This window comes from Marinococcus halophilus, from assembly GCF_900166605.1.
Taxonomy (GTDB): Bacteria; Bacillota; Bacilli; order Bacillales; family Marinococcaceae; genus Marinococcus; species Marinococcus halophilus.
This window is the reverse complement of sequence record NZ_FVZD01000006.1, coordinates 1,964,078-1,977,469: the sequence shown is the minus strand read 5'-3', so window position 1 is coordinate 1,977,469 and position 13,392 is coordinate 1,964,078. Positions and strand designations below refer to the sequence as shown.

Annotated in this window: 12 protein-coding genes, 1 other RNA gene and 1 other annotated feature; of the genes, 10 read left to right on the top strand and 3 right to left on the bottom strand. The window is 47.8% G+C overall.

The annotated features are described in order from the left end of the window. Positions 1 to 24 precede the first annotated feature (24 nt). The 3 genes from dtd (at position 25) to aspS (ending at position 3,880) form a co-directional block, all read left to right on the top strand. The gene (dtd, locus tag B5066_RS16105; RefSeq protein WP_079476905.1) at positions 25 to 483 is read left to right on the top strand and encodes a D-aminoacyl-tRNA deacylase; all 459 of its coding nucleotides are present in this window, start codon (positions 25 to 27) and stop codon (positions 481 to 483) included. A gap of 43 nt (positions 484 to 526) precedes the next feature. Beyond that, positions 527 to 752 (top strand) — a binding site (T-box leader). 60 nt (positions 753 to 812) lie between these two features. Further along, positions 813 to 2,096 carry a histidine--tRNA ligase gene (gene hisS, locus B5066_RS16100; protein WP_079476904.1) on the top strand — a complete coding sequence of 428 codons (1,284 nt, stop codon included), beginning with the start codon at positions 813 to 815 and terminating at the stop codon, positions 2,094 to 2,096. Continuing rightward, positions 2,093 to 3,880, top strand: coding sequence for an aspartate--tRNA ligase (gene aspS / locus B5066_RS16095; protein ID WP_079476903.1), 1,788 nt, complete (start codon positions 2,093 to 2,095; stop codon positions 3,878 to 3,880). The genes hisS and aspS overlap by 4 nt, the downstream gene beginning before the upstream one ends. 3 nt (positions 3,881 to 3,883) lie before the next feature. Here the strand turns inward: aspS and B5066_RS16090 are convergent, their stop codons facing one another. Next, positions 3,884 to 4,174 carry a hypothetical protein gene (locus tag B5066_RS16090; RefSeq protein ID WP_079476902.1) on the bottom strand — a complete coding sequence of 97 codons (291 nt, stop codon included), beginning with the start codon at positions 4,172 to 4,174 and terminating at the stop codon, positions 3,884 to 3,886. Positions 4,175 to 4,274: 100 nt separating this feature from the next. On the opposite strand from B5066_RS16090, the gene ssrS reads away from it, so the two are divergent. Together ssrS and B5066_RS16080 are read left to right on the top strand one after the other, a co-directional pair. Continuing rightward, positions 4,275 to 4,457: non-coding RNA, 6S RNA (gene ssrS, locus B5066_RS16085), on the top strand. 123 nt (positions 4,458 to 4,580) lie between these two features. Then, the gene (locus B5066_RS16080; RefSeq protein WP_079476901.1) at positions 4,581 to 6,764 is read left to right on the top strand and encodes an ATP-binding protein; all 2,184 of its coding nucleotides are present in this window, start codon (positions 4,581 to 4,583) and stop codon (positions 6,762 to 6,764) included. Between the two features lie 72 nt (positions 6,765 to 6,836). Here B5066_RS16080 and B5066_RS16075 read toward each other — a convergent pair whose 3' ends face one another. Continuing rightward, positions 6,837 to 8,120: a replication-associated recombination protein A gene (locus B5066_RS16075; protein WP_079476900.1), complete on the bottom strand. Its 1,284-nt coding sequence runs from the start codon at positions 8,118 to 8,120 to the stop codon at positions 6,837 to 6,839. A gap of 221 nt (positions 8,121 to 8,341) precedes the next feature. On the opposite strand from B5066_RS16075, the gene cymR reads away from it, so the two are divergent. Continuing rightward, the gene (gene cymR, locus B5066_RS16070; RefSeq protein ID WP_027847299.1) at positions 8,342 to 8,761 is read left to right on the top strand and encodes a cysteine metabolism transcriptional regulator CymR; all 420 of its coding nucleotides are present in this window, start codon (positions 8,342 to 8,344) and stop codon (positions 8,759 to 8,761) included. 93 nt (positions 8,762 to 8,854) lie between these two features. Further along, the gene (locus B5066_RS16065) at positions 8,855 to 9,577 is read left to right on the top strand and encodes a hypothetical protein (RefSeq protein ID WP_079476899.1); all 723 of its coding nucleotides are present in this window, start codon (positions 8,855 to 8,857) and stop codon (positions 9,575 to 9,577) included. A gap of 37 nt (positions 9,578 to 9,614) precedes the next feature. Here the strand turns inward: B5066_RS16065 and B5066_RS16060 are convergent, their stop codons facing one another. Next, entirely contained in the window at positions 9,615 to 10,214 is a 600-nt protein-coding gene (locus B5066_RS16060; RefSeq protein ID WP_079476898.1) for a hypothetical protein, read from the bottom strand. A 161-nt stretch (positions 10,215 to 10,375) separates the two neighbouring features. On the opposite strand from B5066_RS16060, the gene B5066_RS16055 reads away from it, so the two are divergent. From B5066_RS16055 to B5066_RS16045, 3 genes are all read left to right on the top strand, one after another. Beyond that, a complete protein-coding gene (locus B5066_RS16055) occupies positions 10,376 to 11,530 on the top strand; it encodes a cysteine desulfurase family protein (RefSeq protein WP_079476897.1) in 1,155 nt (384 codons plus the stop codon). Next, complete coding sequence (mnmA, locus tag B5066_RS16050) at positions 11,527 to 12,624, top strand: tRNA 2-thiouridine(34) synthase MnmA (RefSeq protein WP_079476896.1); 1,098 nt, start codon at positions 11,527 to 11,529, stop codon at positions 12,622 to 12,624. Before B5066_RS16055 ends, mnmA begins: the two co-directional genes overlap by 4 nt. 100 nt (positions 12,625 to 12,724) lie before the next feature. Further along, positions 12,725 to 13,387, top strand: a complete 663-nt coding sequence (locus B5066_RS16045; protein ID WP_079476895.1) for a tetratricopeptide repeat protein — start codon at positions 12,725 to 12,727, stop codon at positions 13,385 to 13,387. The last annotated feature ends 5 nt before the right edge of the window (positions 13,388 to 13,392 follow it).

Sequence of the window (13,392 nt, the reverse complement as noted above, 5' to 3'; positions counted from 1 at the left end):
GCGGGAGAGAAAGGGTCGTTCAACGTGAGGGTAGTACTGCAGCGAAGCAAAGAGGCGGCGTGCCGCGTCGACGGAAAAGTGACTGGAGAAATATCTGCAGGCCTGGTGCTTTTTGTAGGCATCCACGGCGAGGATACAGAGAAGGAGCTTGAGTGGATGGCAGAGAAGGTGAGTAATCTCCGCGTGTTTGAGGACGAAGCGGGGAAAATGAACCGTTCTGTACTCGATGAGGGAGGCCTTGTACTATCCATTCCCCAGTTTACGCTGTACGGCAATACGCAGAAAGGGCGCCGGCCCAATTTTATGGAAGCGGCCGCGCCGGAGCAGGCTAAAGTGTATTACTGTCGGTTTAACGAACTTCTCGCAGAACAGAATGTGCACGTGGAAACAGGCGTATTTGGTGCGGACATGGATATATCTCTTACGAATGATGGCCCGGTGACGCTCATACTGGATTCTCCGAAAAGCCAGGGAAATGGTTGACAATCCCCGGGAAGATTCGTAAGATTGTTTTACAGAAGAACAGCAAAAGCCGATGATAAAGAAAGTAAACAGCGCGGCAGACTGCCAGAGAAGAAGGGCCTGAGGCTGGAAGCCCCTCTCTTTCTCCCCTGTTGAAAGACACTTTGTAGGTTTTATTTCGAATGCTGCCGAGCAGCCGGTAGGAATAAACGTGCGCCTTCGTTACAGGCATAAAGCGGAAACGAGTGTCGTTTCAATTAGGGTGGCAACGCGGATCAACCGTCCCTCATGATTCATGAGGGGCGGTTTTTTTATGTGGAAAGACTGAAAAGATAATGGGAGGAAAGAGCATGGCTTATCGAATTCCAAGAGGAACCCAGGATATACTGCCGGGTGAGTCGGAAAAATGGCAGTTTATTGAACAAAGAATCGACGATATCTGCAGCCGGTTCAACTACAGTGAAATAAGAACTCCAATTTTTGAACAAACTGAGCTGTTTGCGAGGGGTGTCGGGGATTCTACGGACATAGTACAAAAAGAAATGTATACGTTCGAAGATAAAGGCGGAAGACAGCTGACACTCCGTCCTGAAAACACAGCTTCAATCGTTCGTTCTTACGTGGAGAACAAAATGTATGGCTGGGCCGGACAGCCGGTGAAGTTATATTACACCGGGCCGATGTTCCGCTACGAGCGCCCGCAGTCCGGAAGGATGCGGCAGTTTGTACAGTTCGGTGTAGAAGCAATCGGAAGCGCGGATCCTGCGATTGATGCAGAAGTTATCGGTCTTGCGATGCAGTTTTATGAAGAAATGAACCTTAAGGGCCTAAAGTTGGTGGTGAACAGCCTTGGGGATAAAGAAAGCCGGAAGGCTCACCGGGAAGCACTGGTATCTCATTTTGAACCACGGATCGGGGAATTCTGCAGTGATTGCCAGGAGCGCCTGCACACTAACCCACTCCGGATCCTGGACTGTAAAAAGGATAAAGACCATCCACTGATGGTGGACGCCCCTTCCATTCTTGAGCATTTGAATGAAGAATCAAGCAGCTATTTTGACCAGGTTAAAACAATGCTTGATGAAATGGGCATTCCTTATGAGGTGGACGCGAACCTTGTACGAGGACTGGATTATTACACCCATACAGCCTTCGAAATTATGATTGAGGGAGAAGGTTTTGGAGCAATTACAACGCTAATGGGCGGCGGCCGCTACAACGGGCTGATCGGGGATATTGGCGGGCCGGATACGCCGGGCATCGGTTTTGCCCTTAGCATTGAACGGCTGTTGATGGCACTCGACACACAGAATGTAGAGCTCCCTGCAGAAAAAAATCTGGACTGCTACATTGTTGCCCTGGGAGAGGAAGCTAAAAAACGTTCTGTATCCCTGGTACATGAGCTTCGGAGAGCAGGAATCAAAGCTGATAAGGATTATATGGACCGGAAAACAAAAGCCCAGTTTAAAGCGGCAGACCGTACAAACAGTACATTCACTGTAGTAATCGGCGACGATGAACTAGAAGCAGAAGCAGTCAACATTAAAAATATGGAGACCGGCGCGCAGGAAGAAGTGCCGCTGTCTGCGTTTATTACTACTATGCAGAAACGCACAAGGAGGAAGGCACAATGATAGGACGGACGCATTATTGCGGAGACATTCAAGAAGCGCTGATAGGCGAAAAAGTACGATTGAAGGGATGGGCCCAGACCCGTCGGGATTTAGGACAGGTCGTTTTTATTGATCTCAGGGACCGCTCAGGAATTGTGCAGATAGTAGCGACCCCTGAACAGTCCAAGGAAGCACTGAACGCAGCGGAAAGGGTCCGCAACGAATATGTGCTCGACGTAGAAGGAATTGTCGTTCAACGTGACGAGGAAACATACAATGAAAAAATTCCGACCGGGAAGGTAGAAGTGCGTGTTGATGAGCTTTCGATTATGAATGCCTCGAAGCCGCTGCCGTTTCAGGTCGAAGCAGACACTAACGTTTCTGAAGACGTCCGGCTCCGCTACCGCTACCTTGATCTCCGCCGCCCGGACATGCAGGAAACGTTCAAGCTCCGTCACCAGACGACAAAGTTTATCCGCCGTTTTCTGGATGATCATGACTTTTTCGACATGGAGACACCGATGCTTACCAAAAGCACGCCTGAAGGGGCAAGAGACTACCTGGTGCCAAGCCGGGTTCACCCCGGGGAGTTTTATGCTCTGCCACAGTCTCCTCAATTGTTTAAACAGCTGTTAATGGTGTCAGGTTTTGAACGTTATTACCAGATTGTGCGCTGTTTCCGTGATGAGGATTTGCGGGCCGACCGGCAGCCGGAGTTTACCCAGGTGGATATTGAGACAGCTTTTCTGGATACAGAGGATCTCTTTTCGATGATGGAAACAATGATGGCCGGATTGGTAAAGGAAACTCGTGGAGTAGACATTGAAACGCCCTTCCCGCGTATGACATACTATGAAGCGATGAACCGCTACGGCTCTGACAAGCCGGAAACCAGGTTTGGCATGGAGCTTGTGGAGCTGACTGAAATCTTAAAGGATAGTGATTTTAAAGTATTTAAAAATGCCGCGGCTTCGGGAGGCATTATTAAAGGGCTGAATGTTAAAGGCGTGGCCAATAAAATGTCCCGGAAGGAAATTGATGACCTGGCAGAGTTTGTGGCCGCTTACGGGGCTAAAGGGCTTGCCTGGCTGAAGGTAGAGGAAAACGAGCTCAAAGGACCAGTCGCGAAGTTTTTAAGCGAAGAGGAAACAGCGTCGCTTCGGGAAGCGCTGGGGGCGGAAGCAGAAGATCTTCTATTCTTTGGAGCAGACACCCACCAGGTGGTCTGGGATTCCCTTGGTGCTCTGCGCCTGAAATTTGGAAAAGAGCTGGATATGATCGACCGCAGCAAGTTTAATTTCCTGTGGGTCACAGAGTTTCCATTGATGGAATACAACAAGGACGAAGACCGCTATGTAGCTATGCACCATCCGTTTACACGACCGGTGGAAGGCGACGCCCACCTGCTTGAGACAAAACCAGAAGACATTCGGGCAGAGGCATACGACCTTGTCTTGAACGGATACGAAATTGGCGGGGGATCGCAGCGCATTTATGAAAAAGAGCTGCAGGAAAGAATGTTTACGGCTCTTGGATTTAATAAGGAAGAAGCGAAAGAACAGTTCGATTTTCTTATGGAAGCCTTTGATTACGGTGCACCACCACACGGCGGCATAGCGTTTGGCCTTGACCGGATCGTCATGATTCTTGCAGGCAGAAATAACCTGAGAGATACGATTGCCTTCCCGAAAACGGCCAGCGCCACTGATCCATTAACCCAGGCGCCAGGAAAAGTGAGCAGCCGGCAGCTCGAGGAACTGCATCTCAAACTTGATGTAGTTGAAGAAGAGGACGAAGACGACTAAAAGCTATAGGTGGTCAAGGCGGTGGAACTGCTCGACAAAAGCTCCGGGGTCTGAATTAATCTGAAAAGTGCGGATGCCCTGAATCGTATGAACATAAAGAAAGCCTATTTTCCCGGGTTCATATCGGTAGGAAACGTCGAGCACTTCTTTAAGAGGATAAGAAATCTCCTGGCCGTAAGCGATATGGTCTTCTTTTAAACAAAGAGGGACTTCCACAGGAATCCGCTTTTTCTGGAAATTTTCAATTACTTGTTCCGTATACGTTGCATTAAGCCGGGCAAGTGTTTCTGACATTGTCTGCTCCTTTTAAGATGCGGCGGGGCACCTTGGAATGATATAGTAACGTTCTTGACCGAATTATACGAAAGTGCTAATATATAATCAAACAATGTGAAGAGTCCTGAGGTGTTCGTGAAGCACTGATCGTTTTGAGCCAACACTTTCACATTGGGAGCCTGACGTCTTGTTCTGGAGTACAAGCCTCAATATTTGAGGAAGTATGAACGAACAAGCAAGGCACCCACCTGCCATGAGCAGGTTCAAAAACAAGTTCGTTTGACGGCACATTGGGACTCTTCCTGTTTTACTTAAATTGTTATGCATCCTCCGGCGCGTGAATAGTGCACCGGAGGTTTTTTACATAAACCCGCCAGGACGGGCAGGCTTTCACGGCAGTAAGAGAAACGCAGGTGAACATACATTGAGGAAGCTCCGCTCTAAACTTTTAGTAATCACTTTAATCATAACAGCGCTTCCGCTGTTAATTTTTGGAGTGGTGTTGTTCGAATCCCAGCGTTCAGAGATGGAATCCCAGCTTGAGGGTTCTTTATTTTCACTGGCCAATAATTTATCGTTAACAATGGAGAGCGTTTTGTCGGAACGAATGAATGATCTGGATATGATGACGATGAATCCTGTTTTGCAGGATGAAAGTGCCTCGCCGTCCGGTATACGTAATGAGCTCGAACAAATGGTGGAAGCAGAAAATTTATATATGGGTATTGTTTACATAGACACAAATGGAGATATTGTTACCTCCACCCGGGACGAAGTAATAGGGAAAAATGTTTCTGACCGCATATGGTACCAAAAAGCGAGAGCAGGGAACCCCACGCTTGAAGAAGCGTTTATAGACCCAATCTTAAAGCAGCCGATTATTCCCTTGGCAGCTCCGGTAGAAAACGATGCAGGCAGCGTGACCGCTGTAATCTCTCCTTCCATCAATGAAAATGCGCTATGGGAAGTGCTCTGGCAGCGTTTAAATAAAATGGGAGAACACGAGCGTTTCTCCGGTCAGGCCTTTGTAGTTAATAACGAAGGGGAATACATTGCCTATCCTAATTCGGGCTATGTGCTTGAAGAAAGCTTCCTCGATGAGCAGGGCATGGAAGAGAATTCTATTAAAGAGCTGAGCACCGGGCAGGAAGATCAGCTGATTGAGCATGGAAACGATGTCTCTGTGATCACTCCTGTAGAGAATGTAGGCAGTCTGGCAAACGAATGGTATGTCGGCTATACGGTGCCCAAAAGCGGATTTTATGCAAACCTCCGGCAGCTTATCTACAGTTATCTGTTTGTATTCAGCATTGTTTTAATTATTACGGTATTTGCCGTTTTTAAGCTCTCCAAATACATCGTACATCCTGTTGAACGCCTCGCGGAAGCGACAAGCCGTTTTGCGATTGGTAAAAAGGTATTCCCGCTGCAGGCCAATGCTTACGAAGAGGTGGATGTGCTGACTAATACATTTAACCACATGTCAGAGCAGCTTGAAGAGAGGGAGCGGGGGCACCGCCAGTCTACCATGATTCTGGAAACGACTGATAATGGAGTAATAGCTGTCTCCAGGGATTTCATGAATATTACTACATTTAACGCGATGTGCGAAAAGCTGTTTGGGCTGGACAGGAGAGAAGCCCTTGGTTCTTCTGTCCGCGAGGTGATGCAGAAGTCTGAAGATTTTCGGGAATTTGCGGAGAAAATAGAAGAGAATCACCTGAAAGATATGCAGATTGAAATGAAAGAGATTGTAGTTCCGATCAGTGGAAAAAACCGGACGTTTTTAGTAAATATGACCCCTCTTCCAGCTGTAGATGCCCGGGAATCCTCTGAGGGGATTGTGCTTATATTTAACGATATTACAGAAAAGAAGGATATGGAAAATGAACTTGTCCGCAGTGAAAAACTAAAAATGGTCGGCCAGCTGTCAGCAGGCTTTGCTCATGAAATTAGAAACCCGCTTACGACGATTAAAGGATTTGTGCAGCTGTTCCGCCAGTCTGCAAATAAAGAAAAGGATATCCAGCATTATGATTTAGTACTAAGCGAAATTGACCGCATGAACAGCATCGTCGAAGATTTGCTTGGCCTTGCCAGGCCAACGCGCGCTGGCGACGAACACAGTATTCAGGTAAACAGCCTGCTTGAAGAGCTGCTGGAGCTGTACAGCCAGCAGGCGGTAAAAAACAAAACGTTTATTTATACTAATTTTGATGATATTCCTGAAATAATTGGAGACCGGAAGAAATTATCGCAAGTGTTTGTCAACCTGATTAAAAATGGCCTGGAAGCAATGCCGGATGGAGGTGTGCTGCGGGTGGAGACTTTTATGGAATGGGGTAAAGAACCTTATTTCGAGGTAAAAATTAAAGATACCGGCAGCGGCATGAGTGAAGAACAGCTGGAGAAAATCGGCAGTCCTTTTTATACAACCAAATCAAACGGGACCGGTCTTGGGATGATGACAGTCTTTCAACTTGTGGAAGATTTTAAAGGAACGCTGGAGGTGGATTCTGCTCCCGGTGCCGGAACAGCTTTTAATTTAAGGCTTCCGGCCCAGCTGGCCGGAGAAGCAATGGACAATGACAGCCAGAATGTAAATTAAAGACGCCTCGGATGGGGCGTCTTTTTTAGGTGCAGTAATGGGTTGTAAAAGCGCTGGCGGCATTAAAACAGCTTATGGCTTCCTCCTTGCTGGCTTAATCTGGCGGTAAACGTCAGCCAGGGCTTTCTCAAATTTGCTGTTGTCTTTCGGCTCATAATACTGGTCGTTTTTTAATTTATCCGGGAGATACTGCTGCGGCACCCAGCCGCGTTCATCATTGTGAGGGTATTCGTAGCCTTTGCCACGTCCCAGAGCGTCAGCGCCCTTGTAATGTGAATCCCGAAGATGAGGGGGAATGGCTGGCGTGCCTGCTTTTAGCATCGCCTCGCGGGCAGCATCGAGGGCTTTATAAGCGCTGTTTGATTTTGGTGAAAGACATAATTCCACTACGGCATCCGCAAGCGGTATCCGCCCTTCTGGGAAACCTAGCCGTTCGGCGGCTTCGACAGCAGCCAGGGCCCTCGGGCCGGCCTGTGGATTGGCAAGGCCGATGTCTTCATAGGCGGTTACAATCAGTCGGCGGCCGATACTGGTTAAATCCCCTGCTTCGATCAGCCTTGCCAAATAATGGAGGGCGCCATCAGGGTCGCTGCCCCGAATGGATTTTTGGAAGGCGGAGAGGACGTCATAGTGGTGATCCCCGTCTTTATCATGGGTAAACCGCTTCTGCTGAATGCATTCCTCGGCGACTGCCTGAGTAATATGGATGATTCCGTTGCTATCGGGCTGGGTGCTGAGTACGGCGAGCTCGAGCGCATTGAGAGCGGCGCGTACGTCTCCTCCGCCTGCTTCTGCCAGGTGCATTTTTGCTTCCTCAGTGATTTCTGTCTTGTACGTTCCCATACCATTCTGCGAGTCAATGAGGCTGCGCTCGATCAACTGCTTCATTTCGGGAACGGACAGAGGCAGCACTTCAAATATATGCGTCCGGCTTCGTATAGCTGGATTAATCGCATGATAGGGGTTAGCAGTAGTGGCGCCGATCATAATAATTAAGCCGCTTTCGAGGTAGGGAAGCAAAAAATCCTGTTTTGTTTTATCGAGCCGGTGTACTTCATCCATAATGACAATCAGCTGGTCGGACATTTTAGCTTCCTGAACAGCAAGCTCCATGTCTTTTTTGTTATTCATGACGGCATTCATTTTTTTGAAGGCAATGTCTGTGCTTCCGGCGATAGCGGAGGCAATGGACGTTTTCCCTGTACCCGGCGGGCCATATAAAATCATAGAGGAAAGCTTTCTTGTTTCCACCATTCGGGCAATCATTTTTCCTTCCCCGAGAATATGATCCTGGCCAGCTACCTCTTCGATGGAAGCAGGCCGCATCCGGAAGGCGAGAGGTTGTTTGGATGACATGGAGTTTCTCCTTTCGTAAACACTTCACATAGAAATTGTATCATGATTTCTCAGTTATGAGTATGAACAGCGGGCTGCAGGTATGATATACTGGCATTAATTCCAACTGTTTTTATCAGCATTAGAAACCGTACAGCAGACGGATAAAACTAAGTATCAATCAGCAGGATTACTGAAGACGTAACAGGTACTGACAGGCCTGACAGGAAGGAATGAAGGTATTGAAAATTTCAACTAAAGGCAGATACGGATTGACGATTATGATGGCGCTTGCCAGAAAGCATGGGAGTGGTCCTACGTCCTTAAAATCAATCGCCCGTGACCATAACCTTTCCGAACACTATTTAGAGCAGCTGATTGCTCCGCTTCGAAACGCCAGTCTCGTTAAAAGCGTAAGAGGAGCCTATGGCGGCTACATGCTCTCGAAAGAACCGGCAGATATTACAGCCGGTGACATTATCCGCGTGCTTGAAGGACCAATCAGCCCAGTCGAAGTTCTCGATGATGAAGAGCCGGCTAAACGAGATTTGTGGCTGAAAATCCGGGACGCTGTAAAGGATGTGCTCGATAGTACCACGCTTGATTATCTGGCGGAGTATCAGGGAGATGAAGAACAGGAAAACTATATGTTTTATATCTAATCCTTGAAGGTATGACAAATATACGTGCGAAATCTCCATGCCGCATCTGGCATGGAGATTTCTTATGATAAGAGCTTTAAGGGGGAAGTAACCGTGGCCGTAGAAAATATTATCGTCGTTGTAATTTTTTTACTCATCCAGTTATTTGCAGATAAATTGATATCCTCTGACAAGATCGGCCGTTTTAGTTGGTTGTCATTTTCCGGGGGAGTGGCCGTAGCATTTATTTTTGTATATATACTTCCATATCTGCATGACGAGCAAAGCAAATATGGAGAGAGTGCTTTTCGTGGTCTAACGTTTGAATCAGAGTTTTATTTGCTCAGCCTGATTGGACTCGTTGTTTACTTTATAATTCATAACTTTGCTGTCCGAGCTTATCATTCAACTGAAAGGGGAGAAGGCCAGTTTTTCTGGATCCAGGTGGCTTTTTTTGCCCTTTACAACAGTATGGTGGCCTATACAGTATTTGGTTCTGATGTAGAAGGCCTTCAGACAGTCTTTTATGGGGTGGCAATTGGCTTGCACTTCATGGCTATTTCGCATGATCTGCACCGGGAAGATGCAGGCCGGTATAGACGGGGAAGATATTATTTGGCAGGAGGTATTTTATTCGGATGGGTATTTGCCATCATATTTACACTGCCGGAAATCGTTCTGGCCATCACGTTTGCGGTCATTGCAGGGGCCATGATATTTAATGTGCTGAAAAAAGAAATGCCGACAGAAGAGTCGGCTCATCTGCCGACCTTTCTATGGGCAGCATTCATCTACACTGTAGTAACAGAAATATTGAAGCTCCTCTTTAATTGGTAAGAAATGCTGCATCTCTGCAGATATACTGGCTATTACATTAAAGGTCGTATTTAAGCGCAAGCTCGGCCGCCCGGAGCCGGGTGTCGACCGTTTGGTCTTCTTCGAGCATTTCCCTGACGGTTTCAATTGCTTTGCCCTTCAGGACCCCGCCGCTGATAAATGCCACATCGAAAATAATTTCATTCAGCACGTCAAGATGATGAGTTAAATCTGTAATGGTTTTTGGTGAACGCAAGGAGGCCTGCAGTTCCTTACTGAAATCATTGCGGTTGAGCGGCTCTTTGTTAAAAAACCAATTGACGGTTTTCTGGTGGGGATAACCGAGCCCTTTTTTTTGATTATCAACGTTTGGTACGTAAATGTATTGTGAAGTGACCGTACAGAAATACACGTCACGGCTATTGTCGTCCGGCACGATGACAAGGTCGTCTATTTTCATCTGGGAAATAAAATTATATACATTAGTGGCGCCTTCATCCATATCAAAACGGGCTAATTCTTTTTTAACTTTTTCGTAACTGAGGCTATTTAAGGATTTGCCGACAGGGTATCCAATGGCGATAAAGTCATATTCTAAAAAATTATGCAGCTGGTTGGTGCCGTTAGGTAAAGGCCGGAGCAGCCAAACATTTTTCACTCACACATCCCGCACTTTCATAAAATAATAGGAAACAAAATATATATTACACGTGATAAGAAAGCATAGGCAAGGAAATAGACAAAAAATCTCCTATTTGTTAATGTAAAAAATAATGTTATTCCGATTACATGTAATAACTCCAGTAGGAGGAGAAAAATATGTCCGCTATATACGCAGACCATGCGGCTACAACACCGCTTCGCCCGGAAGTGGCTGAGGTCATGATCGAGTCTATGCAAGAGCCGGCAGGAAATCCATCGAGCGTCCATCAATATGGGCGCCGGGCGAGAAAGAGACTCGATGCGGCCCGCCGTATGCTGGCCTCATCTATAAGTGCAAGCCCTAAAGAAATCATATGGACGAGTGGAGGAACTGAAAGCAACAACCTGGCACTCCGCGGGTTTATGCACGCCAACCGTGAGAAAGGCAGCCATCTGGTGACAAGTGCCATCGAGCATCACGCTGTTCTGCACACGGCTCAGGCGCTGGAAAAAGAAGGCTTTCAGGTTACCTATGTTGAGCCTGATGAGCAGGGAATCGTTTCGGTGGAAAAGTTGATGGCAGCTGTGACCGACGAAACGATACTTGTTTCATTAATGTATGTAAATAATGAGACTGGGGTTGTCCAGCCCGTGCTTGAAGCTGCTGAAACGCTGGCAGAAAAAGGTATTGCTTTTCATACCGACATGGTTCAGGCATATGGGCAGCTGCCATTTAGCGTGGCAGAGACACCGGTGACGATGGCGACGATGACAGCTCATAAAATCAATGGCCCTGCGGGAGCAGGCTGTTTATTCGTACGCAAGGGCGCAAAGCTCCGCCCGGAACTAACAGGCGGAGAACAGGAAAGAAGGCGCCGGGCAGGTACAGAAAACGTAGCCGCTATCGATGGTTTTGCCAAAGCCGTGGAGCTGCAGATGAATAGTATGCCCGAACGGAGGCAGGAGCTTGAAGTGCTCGGCAAGGCTTTCTTATCCGAGCTCGGACGCAGCGGGGCAGCATACCGGATCAACGGAGAATATGCAGAAAAAAGCCCGCATATTTTAAATATATATTTTCCCGGGATTCAGCTTGAAGCATTTCTTGTGCAAATGGATATGGAGGGCGTAGCTGTTTCAAGCGGGTCGGCCTGCACCGCTGGGACTGTAGAACCGTCTCATGTCCTCGAAGCAATGTACGGAAAAGATGCCCGTATTTATGAATCTGTCCGGTTTAGTTTTGGTTATAAAAACACCGTGGAAGATATGAAAACTGTAGCGCGGGCGGCAGCGAAAATCAGCCGGAAAATGAAAGAAAAGGAGGCTCTGAAATGACTAATGCAGATACAAGAATTGTCGTAGGAATGTCCGGGGGAGTGGATTCTTCTGTCACAGCAGCCCTGTTAAAAGAACAGGGCTATGAAGTGCTCGGTATTTTCATGAAAAATTGGGATGATACAGATGAGTCTGGGATGTGTACGGCGACGGAGGACTACGAAGATGTCATTGCAGTATGCAATCAACTGGATATACCATACTATGCCGTGAATTTTGAAAAAGAATACTGGGATCGGGTTTTTACGTACTTTCTGGAGGAATATAAAGCCGGTCGTACGCCGAACCCTGACGTAATGTGCAACAAAGAAATAAAATTCCGGGCGTTTCTCGATCACGCATTTGACCTCGGCGCCGACTACGTTGCTACCGGCCACTATGCACGAGTGGAACATACGGAAAACGGCACGTATCTGCTGCGCGGCTTAGATAATAACAAAGACCAGACGTATTTTTTGAACCAGTTAAGTGAAGAACAGCTGAGCCGCGTGCTGTTCCCACTCGGAGAGTATGATAAATCCGAAGTCCGGAAAATGGCAGAAGAACGGAGTCTTGAAACGGCTGGAAAAAAAGACAGCACGGGGATCTGCTTTATCGGAGAGCGGAATTTCAAGGATTTCCTGCAGGAGTATCTTCCAGCCCAGCCAGGTAACATGGAAAGTCCGGAGGGTGAGGTGAAAGGCCGTCACGACGGTCTGATGTACTATACACTCGGCCAGCGGCAGGGACTTGGCATCGGCGGCTCCGGGGAGCCGTGGTTCGTCGTCGATAAAGACATGGAGCGCAACGTCTTGATTGTCGGCCAGGGCGGCAATCACGAGCGGCTGTATTCAGAACAGTTGACCGCCTCTGAACCCAACTGGATTCATAAACCGGAAGCCTTTCCGTTTTCATGCACGGCAAAATTCCGGTACCGTCAGAAGGACCAGGGAGTAACCGTTCACCAGAAGGCAGATGGGGAACTTCTTGTAGAGTTTGATGAACCACAGCGGGCAGTCACGCCGGGGCAGGCCGTTGTCTTTTACGACGGCGATGTGTGTCTTGGAGGCGCAACAATAGAAAAAGCCATGATGAAGGAAAGCGTTGCAACATAACGTTTTCCTTTTTCTTGATTCCTCCTGTATGGTGGGAAGGCTTTTCAATCACCCGGGATCGTGAAATAATATAGAAAGAAGATTTGAAAAGGATGATAGTATGGATAAGAATCAGCAGGCGATGGAGCTTTTGCAAAATGGGGATTTTGAAGAAGCGGCCAGGCTTTTGAATGAGCAGATGGAAGCAGAGCCGAATGACCCTGTCGCGTACATAAACTTTGGTAACCTGCTTGCCGAAGCCGGTGAAGACGACAAAGCAATCCGTTTTTTTACGAAGGCACTGCAGATAGACGAAACAGCCGCAACAGCCTATTACGGGGCCGGGAATGTATTGTATAACCGGGAGGAATACGCCGAGGCTATTACAATGTATAAAGGGGCCCAGCAGCAGGGGCTTGAAGACTCGAGCCTGTTTTTCATGCTCGGACTGAGTTATCTGCAGTCCGATCGTCTTCCATATGCGATTGCCAATTTCAAGCGTTCCGTGGAGCTCGATGAATCGGACGCTGAAGCAAGATATTATTATGCACTGTCGCTCGCCCAGCAGGAGGAAGTCGACCAGGCTGAAGCAGAATTTAGAAAAGTGGTGGAGCAGGATCCGGATCATGCCGACGCCCACTATAATCTGGGAGTGGCTGCCCTGTTTAATGAACGGGTGGAAGAAGCGCTCAGCTGCTTCGAGAAAGCACTTGAATCAGAGCCTGAACATGCATTGGCAGAGAACGGCAGACAGCAGGTTCAGCAGCTGCTCGGCGAAAAGTGAGGTGG

Bases quoted from the DNA above. Each gene is read 5' to 3' on its own strand.
- mnmA (WP_079476896.1), top strand. From the start codon at position 11,527: ATGACTAATGCAGATACAAGAATTGTCGTAGGAATGTCCGGGGGAGTG.
- B5066_RS16045 (WP_079476895.1), top strand. From the start codon at position 12,725: ATGGATAAGAATCAGCAGGCGATGGAGCTTTTGCAAAATGGGGATTTT.
- B5066_RS16055 (WP_079476897.1), top strand. From the start codon at position 10,376: ATGTCCGCTATATACGCAGACCATGCGGCTACAACACCGCTTCGCCCG.
- aspS (WP_079476903.1), top strand. From the start codon at position 2,093: ATGATAGGACGGACGCATTATTGCGGAGACATTCAAGAAGCGCTGATA.
- B5066_RS16075 (WP_079476900.1), bottom strand. From the start codon at position 8,120: ATGTCATCCAAACAACCTCTCGCCTTCCGGATGCGGCCTGCTTCCATC.
- B5066_RS16090 (WP_079476902.1), bottom strand. From the start codon at position 4,174: ATGTCAGAAACACTTGCCCGGCTTAATGCAACGTATACGGAACAAGTA.
- hisS (WP_079476904.1), top strand. From the start codon at position 813: ATGGCTTATCGAATTCCAAGAGGAACCCAGGATATACTGCCGGGTGAG.